Origin of the sequence: Nocardia ignorata NBRC 108230 (assembly GCF_001612905.1) — a bacterium.
Lineage (GTDB): Bacteria > Actinomycetota > Actinomycetes > Mycobacteriales > Mycobacteriaceae > Nocardia > Nocardia ignorata.
In genome coordinates this window covers 103,370-120,737 of sequence record NZ_BDBI01000008.1, presented here as the reverse complement: position 1 = coordinate 120,737, position 17,368 = coordinate 103,370, and the positions used below count along the sequence as shown (strand labels likewise).

The following is a 17,368-nucleotide window of genomic DNA, read 5'->3' as shown; positions in this document are numbered from 1 at the left end:
TCCAGTCGGACTTCTCGATGGCACGCGGGCCGGTCAGGACGTACGGTCGGTGCACAACAGCGCCATTCGGTGCAGCGCGTCGGCCACCGACGATTCGAGGTCGGCGCGATCGAGAAGCCCACGCGCGTGTTCGACTCGGTCGCGGATCATCCGCTCGGCGCACTGCCGCGCGCCGCTGTCGACGATCACCGCCTGTGCGAAGGCGACGCCCTGCTCGTCGATCAGCTCTTCCCGCCAGAGATCTCGCAGCCGGGCGCGGTCCGACGGCCCGGCGAGCTGATCGGCCAGTGCGATCAGCGTGGTCGCCTTGCGTTCTCGGACATCGTCACCGGAAGGCTTTCCGGTGGTCGACGGGTCGCCGAAGACGCCGAGCAGGTCGTCGCGAAGCTGGAATGCTTCTCCGACCAGTACGCCGTAGGCACCGAGAACATCCATCACGGTGTCGTCGCAGTCGGCCATCGCCGCACCGAGTTCCAGGGGTCGGCGCACGGTGTAATTGCCGGACTTACGGCGTGCGATGTCCATCACCGCGGTCAAGGACGGAAAGCGGTTCGCGTCGTTGGACAGGTCCGCGAGCTGACCTACTGCCAGTTCGCTGCGCATCGCGTCGTAGCGTGGCCATGCCCGATCCAACGCGGCGGTACCGACGCCACTTTCGCGCAACATGCGCTCGGCCCACACCAAGTACAGGTCGGCGAGGAGGATCGCCGCGGATTCGCCGAATCGGGCCGCCGATCCCGACAACCCCTGCTCGGTATGCCACGCGGCCAGCCGCAGGTGGGTCGACTGTCGCCCCCGTCTGACGCGGGACTCGTCCATCACGTCGTCTTGCACGAGCGCGAACGCGTGCAGCAGTTCCACGCTTGCGGCCGCGCGCAGCGCTGGTTCGGACTCGCCGACGCCACCACACAGCCAGCCGAGATAGACGAACACCGACCGCACGCACTTGCCACCCGACGCGAAGTCGATCATCAGCTGACCTGGCAGCGAGAACCCCGCCGGGTCCAATTCCGCCGCGCAACGCGCCCGGACGAACTCATCGACGTGATCGCGAACCGATCTCTGTGTCTGCGCGACCCACCGTTCGAACTGCCTCGAGCCGTCGTCGGTGGAGAGTCCGCGAGGTCCGGCTGCGGTCGCAGCTCGCTCTGCATTCACGCCACGATTGTGACACCGTTTTTCCAAAAATGCATCGTTTGTGCGTCGATTGATGCCGCGTCGACTCTGCCTCGCCGTGACACCGATCCTCGAAGACGGACCTTGCCCCGGATGACCCCGATCTTGTCGGCCGCGCGCTCGGTGGAAGCCCGGCCCCGGCGTGAATGATCCGGGGCCTGAGCGGGTTTCGAACTTCAGTCGGTCTCGGCGTCGTACATGCCCCGGCGTGTAGGAGCCACCCTGCTGCCGCAAGATCACGCCGAGCCGAGTGGCCGTATTGATTGATCTGGGCGACCAGCGCCACCAGCGCCGCGATCTTATCGTCGTCGGCCTAGGAGTACACCGGGGCTTCGCGCCACGCCGGCACAAGTTGTTCCGCACCGCGGCCGGGTGTCAGAGGGATCCGGTTGGATGAGCGCGTGACTGTCTATGACGTAGCCCGTCGGCTTCCTGCCATCGCCGACCTGCGGGACCTGTGCCGCTCGCTTGCGATGCTCGACGCGATCCTGACCCCGGACTGGGAAAGCCGTTACTACTCCTTCAACGGCGCCTGGTCCGAAGGCCAGGAGATGGCTTCGATGCGCAACGGGTCGGGAGACGAATACTCCATCGTTTTCTCGGTGGCCGGGGCATATGTCCGGGGCTTTAGCCACGAGTCGCCGATGAGCCCGTATGGCCATGACCGCCTGCCCTGGCCGGGAGTGATCGACGAAGTTCCCGAAGTCTTCATGCCCTTGGTCGAGGAACCGGCATTCACCGACGAGGACGGCGTGCTTGCTGTGACGGCCTGCTTGTGGCGGGAGGCGACGGATGACCAGTGGCACCACGGCACGATCGACTTCCCCCCGGACCATGTCGACCCTGATGGGGCGAAGTATCTGTTCCAACTTCTGGTCGACCGCTCACCTGAAGCGTTCCAGCGCTTCGCCGAGGACTATTACGAGATCTCTCTCGACCTGGAAGCGGTGCGTGACGTGTATGCCTTGCGGCCGCTGGACCAGGAACTCGTGTCTTCGTTGAACGGAGAGGCCGCCCTGGTGGACCTGGCCCGAGACATCTCCGAAATCGGATATCCGCATGCCTCGTGATCGAGTGAACGGAATTCAATCGTTCACTCGGGGAAACCCGCGGGATCGACGAGCAGGCGCTTGAGCACTTTGCCGGTTTCCCCACGGGGCAGCGAATTGAGGAAAGTGACATCGCGCGGGACCGAAAAGCGGCTGAGCCGGTTGCGGATGTAGGTGCGCACCATGCCCGAATCCAGGCTGGAGCCTTCCTGTTTGACGAGGAATGCGGCCAATCGCTGACCGAATTCACGGTCGGGTACCCCGACCACCGCGACATCGCTGACCTGCGGCAGATACGACAGCGCCTCTTCCACCGGACGTGGGAAGACGTTCTCGCCACCGGAGATGATCATTTCGTCGTCGCGTCCGTCCACGAACAGTCTGCCCTCCGCGTCGAGGTAGCCCAGATCGCCGGTGTTCAGCATGCCGTCGGCCTCCTCGGGCGGAGTGTCGTTGACGTAGCCGTCGAACAGCATGTGATTGCCGACGAAGATCCGTCCGGTCACCCCTATCGGCACCGGCTGGTTGTCGGCGCCGAGGATCGCGATCCGAGTCCCCAGCGGCGGACGACCCGCCGTGGTCGGGGCGGCGCGAAGGTCCTCGGGCGCTGCCACGCTCGCCCAGGAGACCTCGGTGGAACCGTAGAGGTTGTAGAGCACATCACCGTAGTCCTCGAGGAAGCGATCGACGGTCGCCGCGACGAGTGGAGCACCACAACTGACGACATGACGCAGACTGCTCAGGTCGTGGCGAGCGCGCACCGCGGCGGGCAGGTCGACCATGCGCTGGATCATCGTCGGCACCGCGATGAGGGTGTTCACCCGGTGTGCGGCGACCTGACGAAGGCATTCCTCGGCATCGAATCCTTCAGCGAGCACCACGGTGGCGCGTACGGCGGTGCTCAATTGCAGTGCCGAGAGCCCCCACGTGTGGAACAGCGGCGCCGGGATCATCATCGTGCTGCCCACGTGGATCGGGATTCGCGACAGGAGCGCGACCAGGGTGTCGAATCCCTTCGGATGCGGTCGCCTGGCGCCCTTCGGCGTACCGCTGGTTCCCGACGTGAGCACGATCTGACGCCCAGGCACCGTGGGGACCGGAAAAGTCGTGCTACCCATGGCGATCAGATCCTCGATGGTGATCCGGCCCGGGTCCGCGGGCAGGTCGTCGGTGACGAAGCGCGGCACGCCGTTGTGCAGATACTGCACGAGGTGCTCGAGGTCGGTGTCGACGAACAACGCCGAAAGCCGGTGACGTTGCACGATCTCCTCGATCCGCCTGCCCGACAGGCCGGCGTTCAGCAGTGCGACGTCCACGCCCAGCTTGCCCGCCGCGACCATCGTCTCGACCATGCCGCAGTGGTTGGCGGCGAGCAACCCGATCGCGTCGCCCGCGCGCAATCCGACCTCGTACATAGCGCCGGCCAGCGCGGTGGTGCGCTTGTCGGTTTCGGCGAATGTGGCCGTGCTGACGGTGTCGATCAGGGCGAGCTGGTCGGGACTGTGCGCGGCGCCCGCCGCGTAACCGCCCGCCAGGTTGAAACCCCACCGGTACAAGGACCGCAGTTGCCGCGCCGAGGTCACCGGCGGCGCGACCAGCCCGGAATTCACCACCCAGCGCACAAGCTCGGACTTGCGGCGGATCGGCGCCCGGTCGCCGTTTCCCACCACCGATGTCTGCGCCCCACGCACCACATCGACGGCACGCCGCAAACCGGCCCTGATCCACCGGACGGTCTCGGCGTCGCGAGCGTCCGCCAGCGCCGGATGCAGCCGCGGCGCGGCGAAGGCGGTGACGCTCACGCTGGTTCGCTGCTGGTCACCGGCGAGCCGGATCAGCGCGAAACTGCCCGTCTCCGGGTTGTGCAGTTCGAAACTCTCGTACCAGCGACCGATCCGCAACGCCAGATCGATGGTTCGCACGCCGACATCCGCGTCGCCGATGCGGACCTGCCACCTCGTGTCCCCCTCGGTGCCGGTCAACCGCTGGCATCCTCCGATGCCGGACCACAGCCGCGGATAGCTCTGCGGTTCCAGCAGCACCTCCCACAACGCCTGCCTCGCGACGGCGAAGTCCACAGTCACATCCACGACATCACTCGACATCTCTGCGCCTCTCTCGGCCCGGCCACGCTGCCGGGAAGTGCCCACGCATCCCGGCCACTGTGCCGCGACGGCGCCTTTCGTCAGGCACTGCACCAGAAGTCATGGTCGCGCACGGCGCCGTGGCCGAACGCGAATTCTCCGGATGCTTGACGGTTACCGAAGAACACGCGCACCGGCTGTGAACACTGCCAATCGTCGGCCGATCCGAATGCGGGTAGGCCTGCGCGCTTCAGTCCACTCGCTGGGCAGGATCGACGGTCGGTGGTGACGGATCAGCGAACAATCCGCCATGCAGGAGCTGGGCGACCGCATCGTCCCAGCGATGCAGTTGTGCCGGTGCGGTGAGGGGCTCGGGCAGGTGCCGGCCGATCTGTTTCCGCAACACGGCCGTGCCGATGACCAAGATCAATGGATGCAGCGATGCCCACGTGCGGTCGACGTCGGGCCGTAGCAGGCCCTGTTCATCGAACTGGTTCCACTGGGCGGAGCTGATGGAAACCAGTCCATCGAAGACGGTCGTGCCGATGGTGTCGCCCTCTATGAACGCGTGGGCGATGTAGTCGACGACCTCTGGGTGGTCGGTCATGATCGAGGTGACCCGGTGCCCCAGCTCGCCGAGCGAATCCTCTGGTGGTGGTGGTAGGGGCCGAGACGCGACCGCTGTCGCGACGACTCGCAGGACGTACTCGTCGACAGCGGCAACGAGTCCGGCCTTGGTGCCGAAGTGATGTTGCACCAGCCCGATCGACACCCCCGCCTGCTCCGCCACCGCACGAAGCGAGGTTGCCGAAACCCCGTCGACGGCGAAGCACTTCAACGCGGCAGCGCGGATCCGGTCCGCGGCCGAGGGGCCGGGGTCTGCCGGTAGGGGAAATGGCGACGTGGGCTGCACGCATCAACCATAGACAATACGAGCATACTGTGTCACGATACGTTCATATTGCACAACAGTATGGACATATTGCGCCGGGTATAGAGGTAGGTAATGGCCATCCAAGACAATCGACGTCGGACACGAAACCTGCGACTGGCCGCTGTGACGTTCGCGATCGGGTTCGGCGTCCACGGCTTGGATCATCTGCGCCGCGGCATGGACGCTTCGCCGATGTCGATCATGATCGGCGGCAACGTGCAGGCAGTGCTTGTCGCCGTCGCCGTTCTGATGACGATGACTTACCGGTACCGGGCGCCGGAAGCGGCGATCGGCATCGGTTTCGGCAGCGCGGCCGTGTTCACCTACGCCCACCTGCTACCGACATTCTGGGCCGACTATCAAGACAGCTATATCTCGTTGCCGCACACCAACGTCACCTGGTTCTCCTGGCTGAGCGCGATCACCGAGATCGGCACCGGTCTCGTCTACGGGTTCGTCGGCGTCGGCGTACTACGAGCCAGGAAATCAACCGACCCATCCGCGCGTCTCGACGCCTCGCCCGGAACAAACCGATGAGGGTCCTGGTGCTCGGCGGCTACGGCGCCGTAGGCGGCCATCTCGTCACCGAGCTCCGCCGCCGAGGAGACGCGGTGGTCGTCGCCGGACGCGATCCGGCCCGCTCGGACATGGTCATCGATCTCCAAGACCCTCGGCTGTCGGCCTATCGTGCGGCGCTGCCCGGCACCGATGTGACAGTCAACGCCTCGGGAGCCGAAAATCCACGATTGGCCGCCCTCGCCGGTGACCACGGGTCCGCGTTCATACAAATCTCGGCCACCTCCGAATATCTCGACGACCTCGCACGGACAAATGTGGGGTCTCCGGTCGTCGTCGAGGTCGGCCTCGCCCCTGGGCTCACCAACCTGCTCGCAGCAGCAGTCCACCGAACCTCGCCGGGCCCGATCGACCTCGCCGTATTCCTCGGCGCCGGCGAACATCACGGCGCTGCCGCCGTCGAATGGTCATATCGGCTGCTGGGCAAGCACTTCCGCGGCGGTGACGGCTACATCCGCAACTACACACAGCCCGAGACCTTCCTGCTACCCGGGCACCGGAGACCACGGCGGCTCTACCGACTCGATTTCGCCGACCAGCACACCCTCCAGCGCGACTTCGAAGTTGCTGTACGCACGTTCTTCGGCCTCGATTCCCGACTTGCCACCACCGCACTCGCCGCACTCACCTGGCTCCCCGGCGCCGCGAAAGCGCCACGCGGACTCCACTTCCCAGGGACCGACCGATGGATCGTGCTGGCCCGCGGCCACGACGGGACCACGCGCTGGGCACGCGGAACAAACCAATCCCGCGCGACCGCGATCGTGGCTGCCGCAGCCGCGACTCACGCGCCGCACCTCCCCCACGGAATCCACTCTCTCCATCGCGTTCTCACACTGGCCGACCTGCCGATGGATGACATCGAACTCGACATCCCGGAGCCGGGCCGCTGACCGACTTCCGCAACAGCGGCGAGGTGTCGGATGAATTCGCGGGCCGACGGTCTCGGCGCAGTGACCCGTGTCGCGACGGGTCAGCTCGCGCGCGTGCCGGGATCTTCGGGGACTTCGACGGTTTTCGTGCTGCGGTGCGCTCGGATCAGCAGGGCCGCGCGGAGATAGCACAGCCCGGTGATGTCGTTGAGGTCGAATCCGGTCATCTGGGTGATCCGCTTGAGTCGGTAATCGACGGTATTGGTGTGGATGAACATTTTTCGCGCGGTGCGCGCACGTTGCATATTCGTCGCCAAATACACCTCGAGGGTTTGCATCAATTCAGGATGCGGTTCGAGGGAATCGAGGACAGAACTCAGATAGTCGCGGGCGGGTCCCGGTCGTGTGAGCTGATATTCGAATGCCAATTCGCGCGGGCGGTACACCTTGCTCGGCCCGCCGAGACGGTGCACTATTTCGATGAGTTCGTGGACCTCTTCGGCGGCGCGCGGGATCTCCGTCGGCGCCGCCGTCGTCACCACCGCGCGGAGCGGTACCTGGGCGGCCGCGGACAGGCGTGTCACCAGGTCGTCGAGGTCTGCTCCGGCGAACTCGGAGGCAGGCAGCAGCAATGTGCCGCCGTCCACGCTGAGCAGCGAGAGTGCCTTGCCGTCGCATCGGTCGGCGAGTTCGGCTTGGACTCGCCGCAGCTTGCGTCGGGCGACTATTTTCGCGTTCAACCCCGGTTCGGATTCTTTTGCATGGGGTGGAAGTTCGAGCGCCATGACGTGATATTCGGTGTCGATCTCGATGCCGCATTCCCTGGCCATCGTCGCGGTGTTCTGGCCGCCGAGCAGCGCCGAGGTGAGGGTGTGCACGGCGGTATGGTGCTCGCTGACGACAGCACGCAGTTCCCGCACATACGCCGCCGACACCGCGGCGGTGATCATGTCCTGGGCGTCCATCAGCCGCCGCACCACGCCGACCATGGTGTCGTGATCATGGTTGGTGACATTGGTGATGATGAGGTCGAAGCCGAGTTTGAAGCCTTCGTACACGGCGTGATGGATGGTGTCGATCGGAATGCCCTCGCGCGCCCAGTCGGCGGCGGCGGCCTGTACGCGCTCCACTCGGCCGGGCAGATCGCGGCCGTCGAGCATGCTCCGGGTGAGTTCCAGGCAGATTCTGGTGACGGTGGTGATATCGCCGTCGAGCGCTTCACCGGGCAGTGTGCCGCAGGGGACGACGTTTTCGATGAAATGGACGACCATCTGCCGCGAGATCGCGCGCACATCGCTCAAGGGCGTCGATACCGGGCGGCCCGCGGCGGTCAAGAACGGTTCGATGGAGGTCGAAACAGCCATGGTGAATCCTTCCCACCCGAGTTCGTAGTTACCGGGCACGGGCAGGTGCGGGCGCCCCGACGCTCGCCCACACCCGCCGCACGGTCTGGCAGATCAGAGGCAGAAGCTCACTTCCAGCGGCCCCAGCGGCAGCGGCAGGCAGACCTCGACCGAACCCGAAACAGGTGCGGGCGCGGCGGCGGTGGCGGTGCCCGCGCTCAGCGCGGCGGCCGACATGACGAGCGCGGCAACGGCGAGCGGGCGGCTGATTTTGGCGTTCATATGTACTTCCTCGATTGTGCTCGTGAACATCCCATCCTCGGGACATCTCGATCAGATCACGACGACTCCCGGAGCTCATTCGTCCGGCCGAGGTTTTGACGTTCCCATTTCGCTCGCCACACAATCCTCGGAGGAATCCACAACAAATGGTGACGGCCGTTTCCGCCCCGCATCGGGTATGTATGCGAGCGCTGCCACCGCGACGGTTCAGGGCCTCGGCAACCCCAGCTGCGCACAGGCCAGCAGCGCCACCTCGATGTCGAGCCGGTGCTCGGTGAGTGAATGCCCGAGCACCTCCTCGGCTTTGCGCACCCGATAGTGCACGGTGTTCTTGTGGACGTGCAGGCGCGCGGCGGCATCGGTGTAACTGCCTCGCGCGTCGAGGAATACGCGCACCGTCTCCCGGAGCCTGGCCGCCGTCTCGTCGGTGCCCATCAGTCCGCCGAGCACGCGCCCCGCCCAGACCTGAACCCGCGTCGCGTCGTCGGCGAGCAGCCCGGTGAGCGCCACGTCCGCGTAGGCGAGTACGCCGCGCGATCGGGCGGCCACCGCCACCGAGCGAGCCCGCTGCGCGTCGTGGAAACTTTGCCGGAAACCCGCGAGCCCCGGCGCGGGATCCCCCACGGCCATCGACAGAACCGGTGTCGCGCGCAGCTCCCGGGCCAACCGAGCGGTGTCCAGCACGGGCCTGCCGGTCGAAGCCAGCCACACCCAGCGGGTGTGCTCGTCGATGTCGACGGTCATGGGTGGACGGGCCGACACCGCGGCCAGCACCTGGATGCCGGCTCGCAACACAGGCCCCGGGTCGGCGGTTCCCGGCGGTGTCCACAGCAGCACGAACTGGTGCCAGCCGCGCAGCGACGCCGACAGCATCTGCTCCGCGGAGGCCAGATCCAGCTCCTCGGCGTCGAGCACCGCGCGTACCTGGGCAGCGCGGGCGGCGTCGGTGCGCGCGTCCCAGCGGCGTCGCTCCGTGCCGTAGATATCGATCAGGCCCTCGATCACCTGGTCGATGTAGCTGTTGACGAGCTCGGCGATGCGCGCCGCGGCGCCCAGCGCCGCTTCGGTGGGCGCCGCCAACTCGGTCAGTAACCTGATCGTCCGCTGCACGAACATGTGCTCGCCGAGTCGGTAGGCCCGCAGCAGCGCCTCGAGCGACAGATCGTGCTGGGCGAAACGGCGGGCGTATTCGGCGGCGGCGGGCGGCACGGTGATGTCGCCGAGCCCGATGCCGAGGGTGAGCATGTCGATGATGGCGGTGAGGTTCGACTCCGTGCTGGCGACCATGAGTCCGCGGATCTCGTCATCGTGGCGGAACTCCGGGATGGTGTCGGCGAACATCGTGGTCATCGCGGGGGTGAGCCGGTCCAGATCCGCCTTGATCCGGCCCGCCACCTCGCGGACAAGAGCGTCGTAGTCGGGGGCCATGGGCGCCGACACTACCCCGCGTCCACCCGCCGACCAGGCTGTTTGTACCCGTGGCACAACGGGGGCTCGCAACGCTGGTCTCCCGGCCCGTAGCCGCCGCGGAGACCAGTCCTTACGGTGATTGATGTAACTCAGATCACAATCAGCCTCGTGAGGAATCATGCGACAGATCGTCGAATTGCCAACCACCCGAGCGGTTTCCGCGCCGGACGCGCCGTGCCTGGCCGACGACACCACCGCACTGACGAACGCGCGGTTCCGGGAGCGGGTGCACGGCGCCGCCTCGGTGCTGCGCCAGGCGGGCGTGCGCGCGGGTGACGTGGTCGCGGTGGTGCTGCCCAACCGCGTCGACCTCGTGGTCGTGCTGTTCGCCGCCTGGCAGCTCGGTGCGGCGGTGACACCGGTGAACCCGGGACTGACCGACGACGACATCAGCTTTCAGATCGCCGATTCGCGAGCACTGGTGGTCGTCGGTGACCCCGGCCGATCGGGAACCACCCTCGACGTGGCCGAACTGGCGCATTCCGCCGGCCCGGTCGCGGCAGTGGCCCCTCGCGACGGTCTGGCGCTGATCATCTACACCAGCGGTACCACCGGCCGCCCCAAGGGCGTGCTGCTCGGCCACGACAACCTTGCCGCCATGTGCGCGATGGTCATCGGCGCGCTCGGTCTGGACGACACCGACCACAGTCTGCTGATCCTGCCCCTGTTCCACGTCAACGGGATCGTGGTCAGCGTGCTGTCGCCGCTGCTGGCCGGAGGGCACACCACGATTGCCGGGAAGTTCTCCGCGACCGGCTTCTTCGACCTGGTCGAGCGGGTCCGCCCGACCTATTTCTCCGGCGTGCCCGCGATCTACGCCATGCTGGTTGCCCAGCCCGCCGAGCTGTGTCCCGACACCTCCCCGCTGCGGCTGGCGATCTGCGGCGCGGCACCCATGCCCGCAGAACTCATCGCCCGGTTCGAGGACCGCTTCGGTGTCCCGGTCGTGGAAGGCTACGGGCTGTCCGAGGGCACGTGCGCCTCGACACTGAATCCGGCGTCGGGGCAACGCAAGCCGGGCACGGTGGGTCTGCCGCTGCCGGGTCAGATCGTGCAGGTCGTCGACCTCGACGGCGTCGCGCAGCCCGCCGGGGAACGCGGCGAAGTGGTGATCAGCGGACCGAATGTCATGCGCGGCTACCTCGGCAAGCCCGAGGAGACGGCGAAGACGGTGATCGACGGCCGACTGCACACCGGTGATATCGGCTATTTCGACTCCGATGGTTATCTGGTCCTCGTCGACCGGATCAAGGACATGATCATCCGCGGTGGGGAGAACCTCTACCCGAAGGAGATCGAGAACGCGCTCTACACCCACCCGTCCGTGCACGAGGCGGCGGTGGTCGGAGCGCCCGATCCGGTGCTCGGGGAGGTGCCGGTCGCCCACGTGGTCGCCACCGGCGCCGTGACCGCCGCCGAGCTCACCGAGCACTGCCGCGCGCGGCTCGCCGCGTTCAAGGTGCCCGCGGCGATCGTGCTCACCACCGAACTGCCGCGCAATCCCGTCGGCAAGATCGACAAGAACCGGCTCCGCGCGGTCGCGACGACCGCCTGAACACACTCCACCGGAAGGTAATTCGGAGTTCGAGGCAATTCCGGTCGCGGTCGCGCGCGCCCGGAACACGACAAGAAGGGCATGAGAACAATGGGGTTCAAAACAGGTGATTTCCCCCCGGTGGATACGGAGACATTTCTCGATCTGCCACTACGCGACCGTGTGCGCACCCTGGCCCTGCACTGGGTCGAGTACGGCTTCGGCACACCGAAGATGATCCACACCGTCTATGTGCTGAAACTGCTGGTGCTCTACATGTTCGGCGGCGTCCTGGTGTCGACGCTGACCTCGGGAACCGGCCCGTTCTGGGACATCGGCGCCTGGTGGGATCAGCCGATCGTCTACCAGAAGCTGGTGGTGTGGACTGTGCTGCTCGAGGCGATCGGCGTGGCCGGGTCCTGGGGTCCGCTGGCGGGCAAATTCAAGCCGATGACCGGTGGCGTGCTGTTCTTCGCCCGGCCGGGAACCATCCGGCTACGACCGTGGCGGCGGGTGCCGTTCACCGCGGGCAACACCCGCACAGCCCTGGATGTCGTGCTGTACCTCGGCTTCCTCGCGGCCCTCGGGCTCGCGCTGCTGGCGCCGGGACGTACATCCCAGTCGCTGCTGGAACGCCTGCCCGACAACACTTCCGGGCTGATCAGCCCCGCGCTGCTCATCGTCGCGATCGCGCTGTACATCCTGTGCGGGCTGCGGGACAAGACGATCTTCCTGGCCGCGCGTGGTGAGCAATATCTGCCCGCGCTGGTGTTCTTCGCCCTGCTGCCGTTCACCGACATGATCATCGCCGCCAAGCTGCTGATCGTGATCGTGTGGGTCGGTGCCGGGGCGTCGAAGTTCGGTAGGCACTTCGCCAATGTCGTGCCGCCGATGGTGTCCAACAGCCCTTCCGTGCCGTTCCGATCGGTCAAGCGAGCCCACTACCGCGACTTCCCGCACGACATCCGCCCCTCCAGGCTTGCGGCGTTCACGGCGCACGTCGGCGGCACAACCGTCGAGGTGGTCACCCCGATCGTGCTGCTGTTCTCCACCAACCACTGGCTCACCCTGGCCGGCGTGGCGATGATGGTCGTGTTCCACCTGTTCATCACCTCCACCTTTCCGCTGGCGGTGCCGCTGGAATGGAACATCCTGTTCGCCTACCTGACGGTGTTCCTGTTCCTCGGCTACCCGAACAGCGAGGGGTACGCGGTGTTCGACATGTCCTCGCCGTGGCTGACCCTGGCGATCGTCGTGGGGCTGGCGTTCTTCCCGATCGTCGGGAACCTGCGCCCGGACCTGGTGTCGTTCCTGCCGTCGATGCGTCAGTACGCGGGCAACTGGGCCTCGGCGCTGTGGGCCTTCGCGCCCGGCGCGGAGCAGAACCTGAACACCATCGAGCACCGGCCCACGCTCAACCAGCTCGAACAGCTCCGGGCCATGGGTTACGAGCCTGCCGTCGCCGAGATCACGATGCAGCAGACCATCGGCTGGCGCTCCATGCACAGTCAGGGCCGCGGCCTGTTCTCCCTGCTGTACAAGCACATTCCCGATATCGACCGCTGGACCGTGCGCGAAGCCGAGTTCGCCTGCAACTCGCTGATCGGCTTCAACTTCGGCGACGGCCACCTGCACAATCTCGACCTGATCGAGGCGATCCAGCAACGGGTCGGGTTCGCGCCCGGAGAATGGATCGTGGTCTGGGTCGAATCGCAGCCCATCCACAAACCCACCCAGGAGTACATGGTGATCGATGCCGCCGTCGGCGTGATCGAGCGCGGCACCTGGCGGGTCGCCGACGCGGTCGAGGCACTGCCCTGGCTGCCCGGTGGTCCCATCCCCCATCAGGTGACCTGGCGACGCGAAGACGTCGACACCCCGGTCGTGTCGCACCGGCCGGACAGCACCGTTCAGCCCGCCGAATAGCCCGGAAACCGCAGACAGACAGGACGAGTCGATGAAGACGGCGACAGTGGTCGGCAGCGGCCCCAACGGGTTGGCGGCGGCGATCACCCTGGCCCGGGCGGGCCTGGAAGTGACAGTGCTGGAAGCGGCCGACACCGTAGGCGGAGGCACCCGCTCCCATGAGGCGATCGTGCCCGGCCAGCTGCACGACCACTGCTCGGCCATCCATCCGATGGCCGTCGGCTCGCCCTTCCTGCGCACCATCGACGTGGAACGGTACGGATTGCGGTGGGCGCACGCCGAATTGGACTGCGTGCACCCCCTCGACGACGGCAGCGCGGGGGTGCTGCACCGCTCGGTCCGCGACACCGCCGCCGGACTCGGCGCCGACGAGCGACTGTGGAGGGGGCTGTTCGAGGGCCCGGTGGCCGGCTACGACCACACCAGCGCGGACATCATGCGGCCGCTGCTGCGCCTCCCCCGGCATCCGATCCGGCTGGCCCGTTTCGGGATTCCCGCGACGCTGTCCGCCACACTTCTGGCACGGGCCTTCCGCACCGAGCAGGGCCGGGCGCTGTTCGGCGGCATCGCCGCGCACGCCTTCCACCCGCTGCACCGGCCGCTGAGTGCCAGTATCGGTCTCGGCATCCTCACCGCGGGCCACCGATACGGGTGGGCGGTGGCGGTCGGGGGTTCTCAGCGCATCGCCGACGCCATGGTTGCGGTCCTCGGTGACCACGGCGGCAAGATCGAAACCGGTGTCCGGGTGCGGTCGACGGCGGACCTCCCACCTTCCGATATCACGATCTGGGATCTCGCACCGACCGCGGTCGCCGAGATCTTGGGCGACCGGCTGCCCGCCCGTGTCGCCCGCGCCTATCGCCGGTTCCGTTATGGGCCGGGCGCTTTCAAAGTGGACTTCGCCGTCGAGGGTGGTGTCCAGTGGACCGCGCCTGCCGCGCGACGGGCGGGCACGGTGCACCTGGGTGGCGACTTCGCCGAGATCGCCGTGGCCGAGCGCGACATCCACGCGGGCCGGATGCCCCAGCGTCCCTTCGTTCTGGTCGGTCAGCAGTATCTGGCCGACCCCGGACGATCGGTGGGTGACGTCCACCCGGTGTGGACCTACGCCCACGTGCCCAACGGTTACACCGGTGACGCCACCGAGGCGATCATCGCCCAACTCGAACGCTTCGCCCCCGGCTTCCGCGACCGGGTGATCGGCATGGCGGTCCACAGCACAGCCGAATTCGCCGCGGGCAACCCGAATTTCGTCGGCGGCAACATCATGACCGGCGCCAAGGACATCCCGCAGCTGGTCTTCGGCCCGCGAAAGACCCTCCAGCCCTATGACATCGGCGTCCCGGGCCACTACCTGTGCTCGGCGGCGACGCCACCGGGCCCGGGCGCCCACGGCATGTGTGGCGCGAACGCCGCCCAGCGAGCGCTGCAGAAGGCGCACTCCTCACCGTGGCGATGACCAGGGGCGTACGCGGGACGTAGCTCAATCCATCGCGCGTCGGACCGAGTCGAGTCGGTGCACGGTGAGGGCGGCCGCGAGCATGCGCGATTCCCGGGGGACGGTGGGGTCGAGGCCGGTGAGTTCGGCGATGCGGTGCAGTCGGTAGGTGAAGGTGTTGGGATGGACGTGGAGGCGGCGCGAGGCTGTTTTGCGGTCGGCACCGTAGTGCAGATGGGCTTCCAGCGCGTCGAGCAGGTGCGGGCTCGCCAACAGCGGAATCACGCGTTGCGCCAATCTCGCTCGCGCGGGGCCCGGGCGCGTGAGCTGATACTCCAGCAGCAGATCGTCGAGCCGGTAGCAGCCACCCGGTTTGCCGCGCAGGCGCGCCAATTCGGTCAGTTCGGTGGCGTCTTCGGCGGCGGCCGGAATATCCGCACGGCTGATGCCGGGGAGTTCGGCCAGATATACGGTGACGCCGAATTGCTCCGACAGTCGCGCGGCGAGTCGGTCGAACTGCTGGGCTTCGAGGGTGCCGGTCTCGGAGCTGTCGCTCACCAACGCGATGCCACTCTTCCCGTCGAAAGTGGCGGGGGTGGTGGTGCCGGTGAGGTCGTCGAGTGCGTGCTGTAGCACCCGGATCCGGCGCCGGGCCACCAGATTCGCGGCGCTGCCGGTCAGCGACGGTTCGTTCAGGTGTATCGCCAAGACGGTGTAGTGATCGGCGAGAACCGTGTCCGCGCGTGCCGCGAGTTCCTCGGCGGGCAGGCCACGCACCAGTGCCGAGCACAATTCGCGACGCGCCTCCCGCTCGGCGTGATAGATCGAGCGCTCGACCTCGGTATACGCCTCCACTACCGTCAGATTGATATCGCGGAGCAGATCGAGAAGTCTGCCGAATGCCACCAGGAACTCGTCCATCTCGTCCGGTTCGACCAATTCCGATGCCTCGGCGAGCAACGACTTCGCCGAGGCGTGGATCGCGGCGATCAGCATTCGTAGCGGCAGCCGGTCCTCGGCGTGCCGTTCGGCGACCGGTCCGACGAATACCGCGACCTCGGCCTGACTGAAGTCACGGCCGGCGGCGATGGCCTCCAAAACCGCACGGCCGCAGGTGAGGATCGTCGGCAGCACCTCCGCGGTGAAGTGGTCGGCGGGTAGGTCGGCGGGCGTGGTCGCACCGAGACCTTCCGCGAGCATGCGCTCGGAGATCTGCGGCCATCGCGCGAGCATGCGGGCGGTCAGAGCGGGTCGCACGGAAACAGGCTTTTCGACGAGCATGCCCCGATTGTGTTCCTAAGACAGGCCGACAGTGGTAGGTCCGGTCGAATACAGCCAAATCCTGGCGTCCGCACCAATTTCGTCGCCGCCATCTCGGCGCACGAGGCAACGAACGTCGCCGACTACAACGTATTACCGCTCGTTATCGTCGCTCAGTGGAGTGACGGCGCAGTCGTGTGCGCGTCAAACTTTCGTGACCCTACTCGCGGAGATGCGGCTATACCAACGATGATCATGTTCGACACCAGTGCCATACCCCTCGCGCCACCCGCGCAGATCTCGTGGGCTACGCAGCGGATCGTCGACGGAGTTCTGCACGCGATTCGCCCGCACAGTGCGCACGGCGATGTCCTGCGTGACGAAATACATGCCGTTGTCACACAATGCCTCGAATTGGTGAGCGGTGCGCGCGAACACGATGTACCCGCGGCACTCCGCCCCGCTGCCGCACGGTGGGCGACCACCGGTGTTCCCATCGAAACCGTCCACCGGCTCGTGCGGACAGGATTCCGCGTTCACCTCGACGACCACATCTCGAATCCGCCGTACCGAAAGAATCTCGGCGATGTCGCCAAGATCATGGAGGCAATGCAGACGGTCGACGCGACGATCTACCGGGTGTATCTCGAGGTCGATCGGTTCGTCGCCGATCACCATGGTCGGCAGGCAGTCGCCCGCGCCCTGCTCAGCGGACGAAACGCATCCGCGATCGCCCGTGAACACGGGACACCACTCACCGAGCGGTACCTCGTCTTGTCGGTGGCCACCCACTCGTCGGGGCAAAAAACCCTTTCACCCGGCAACTTCGTCGAGATGCTGGAAGACCTTTTCACACAACCTATTTCCGCGCTGCACAGCACGCTCGGTGGCACCGTCTTGATTCACGGCACGCCGGATACCGAGACAATTCGGCACATGCTCACGCGGACATCACTGATCGTGATCGCGATCGAGGCAGCGCGTGACGGTATTCCGGCGGCCACCGAAGTCGGCCACGAATTGCTCGACGTCGCGCGCAGACTCCGAAAACGGCCAGGGCTCTACCATGTCGACGATCTCGCAGTCGAATATCAGCTGACTCGTCCCGGCCCCGGCCGCGACCGCCTCGAAACCGCGCTCGATGCGGTCGCGGTAGATCCCGAGCTGGTGACTACGCTGCGGGTCCATCTGAACAACGGACTGCATCGTCGGCTCACCGCACGCGAGATGCACATCCACGAAAACACCGTCGACTATCGGCTCCGCCGGATCTACCGACTCGCCGGACTCGACCCCCGCAGCCCGGAGCTCATCACGAGGCTGAGAGCAGCCCTGACCGTGCGCGAGTACATGCAGGCCGCACGTTCCCACCGCGCGGACGAGGCCGACGGACCAGCCTCCTGATCGGCACCGAGGGGTGCCCC

General features: G+C 66.6%; 14 protein-coding genes. 7 read left to right on the top strand and 7 right to left on the bottom strand.

Annotation, left to right across the window (positions count from 1 at the left end; all coding sequences use genetic code 11):
- Positions 1-33: 33 nt before the first annotated feature.
- Positions 34-972 (bottom strand): polyprenyl synthetase family protein, encoded by a 939-nt coding sequence (locus NI2_RS07110; RefSeq protein ID WP_243750058.1) that lies wholly within the window; start codon positions 970-972, stop codon positions 34-36.
- A 605-nt stretch (positions 973-1,577) separates the two neighbouring features.
- Here NI2_RS07110 and NI2_RS07105 point away from each other — a divergent pair.
- Positions 1,578-2,246 (top strand): hypothetical protein, encoded by a 669-nt coding sequence (locus NI2_RS07105; protein WP_067487652.1) that lies wholly within the window; start codon positions 1,578-1,580, stop codon positions 2,244-2,246.
- 23 nt (positions 2,247-2,269) lie between these two features.
- Here the strand turns inward: NI2_RS07105 and NI2_RS07100 are convergent, their stop codons facing one another.
- Together NI2_RS07100 and NI2_RS07095 are read right to left on the bottom strand one after the other, a co-directional pair.
- On the bottom strand, positions 2,270-4,330 hold the full coding sequence (locus NI2_RS07100; protein WP_067487650.1) for an AMP-binding protein: 2,061 nt from the start codon (positions 4,328-4,330) through the stop codon (positions 2,270-2,272).
- Between the two features lie 229 nt (positions 4,331-4,559).
- Positions 4,560-5,222, bottom strand: a complete 663-nt coding sequence (locus tag NI2_RS07095) for a TetR/AcrR family transcriptional regulator (protein WP_067487647.1) — start codon at positions 5,220-5,222, stop codon at positions 4,560-4,562.
- 144 nt (positions 5,223-5,366) lie between these two features.
- Between NI2_RS07095 and NI2_RS33615 the strand changes: the two genes are divergently transcribed.
- Together NI2_RS33615 and NI2_RS07085 are read left to right on the top strand one after the other, a co-directional pair.
- Complete coding sequence (locus NI2_RS33615; protein ID WP_133734168.1) at positions 5,367-5,780, top strand: hypothetical protein; 414 nt, start codon at positions 5,367-5,369, stop codon at positions 5,778-5,780.
- The gene (locus NI2_RS07085; protein WP_067487645.1) at positions 5,777-6,712 is read left to right on the top strand and encodes a Rossmann-fold NAD(P)-binding domain-containing protein; all 936 of its coding nucleotides are present in this window, start codon (positions 5,777-5,779) and stop codon (positions 6,710-6,712) included. Before NI2_RS33615 ends, NI2_RS07085 begins: the two co-directional genes overlap by 4 nt.
- Before the next feature lie 80 nt (positions 6,713-6,792).
- Here NI2_RS07085 and NI2_RS07080 read toward each other — a convergent pair whose 3' ends face one another.
- From NI2_RS07080 to NI2_RS07070, 3 genes are all read right to left on the bottom strand, one after another.
- Positions 6,793-8,055 carry a PucR family transcriptional regulator gene (locus NI2_RS07080; RefSeq protein WP_067487859.1) on the bottom strand — a complete coding sequence of 421 codons (1,263 nt, stop codon included), beginning with the start codon at positions 8,053-8,055 and terminating at the stop codon, positions 6,793-6,795.
- 93 nt (positions 8,056-8,148) lie between these two features.
- Positions 8,149-8,316: a hypothetical protein gene (locus NI2_RS34375; RefSeq protein WP_166655812.1), complete on the bottom strand. Its 168-nt coding sequence runs from the start codon at positions 8,314-8,316 to the stop codon at positions 8,149-8,151.
- Between the two features lie 207 nt (positions 8,317-8,523).
- Positions 8,524-9,744: an RsbRD N-terminal domain-containing protein gene (locus NI2_RS07070; protein ID WP_133734169.1), complete on the bottom strand. Its 1,221-nt coding sequence runs from the start codon at positions 9,742-9,744 to the stop codon at positions 8,524-8,526.
- A 160-nt stretch (positions 9,745-9,904) separates the two neighbouring features.
- Here NI2_RS07070 and NI2_RS07065 point away from each other — a divergent pair, with 160 nt between their 5' ends.
- From NI2_RS07065 to NI2_RS07055, 3 genes are all read left to right on the top strand, one after another.
- Complete coding sequence (locus NI2_RS07065) at positions 9,905-11,341, top strand: class I adenylate-forming enzyme family protein (RefSeq protein WP_067487639.1); 1,437 nt, start codon at positions 9,905-9,907, stop codon at positions 11,339-11,341.
- Between the two features lie 90 nt (positions 11,342-11,431).
- Positions 11,432-13,246 carry a DUF3556 domain-containing protein gene (locus NI2_RS07060; RefSeq protein ID WP_067487637.1) on the top strand — a complete coding sequence of 605 codons (1,815 nt, stop codon included), beginning with the start codon at positions 11,432-11,434 and terminating at the stop codon, positions 13,244-13,246.
- A gap of 31 nt (positions 13,247-13,277) precedes the next feature.
- A complete protein-coding gene (locus tag NI2_RS07055) occupies positions 13,278-14,705 on the top strand; it encodes a phytoene desaturase family protein (protein ID WP_067487635.1) in 1,428 nt (475 codons plus the stop codon).
- Positions 14,706-14,729: 24 nt separating this feature from the next.
- Here the strand turns inward: NI2_RS07055 and NI2_RS07050 are convergent, their stop codons facing one another.
- Positions 14,730-15,965 (bottom strand): PucR family transcriptional regulator, encoded by a 1,236-nt coding sequence (locus NI2_RS07050; protein WP_067487633.1) that lies wholly within the window; start codon positions 15,963-15,965, stop codon positions 14,730-14,732.
- A gap of 9 nt (positions 15,966-15,974) precedes the next feature.
- Between NI2_RS07050 and NI2_RS07045 the strand changes: the two genes are divergently transcribed.
- On the top strand, positions 15,975-17,348 hold the full coding sequence (locus NI2_RS07045) for a PucR family transcriptional regulator (RefSeq protein WP_133734170.1): 1,374 nt from the start codon (positions 15,975-15,977) through the stop codon (positions 17,346-17,348).
- Positions 17,349-17,368 lie beyond the last annotated feature (20 nt).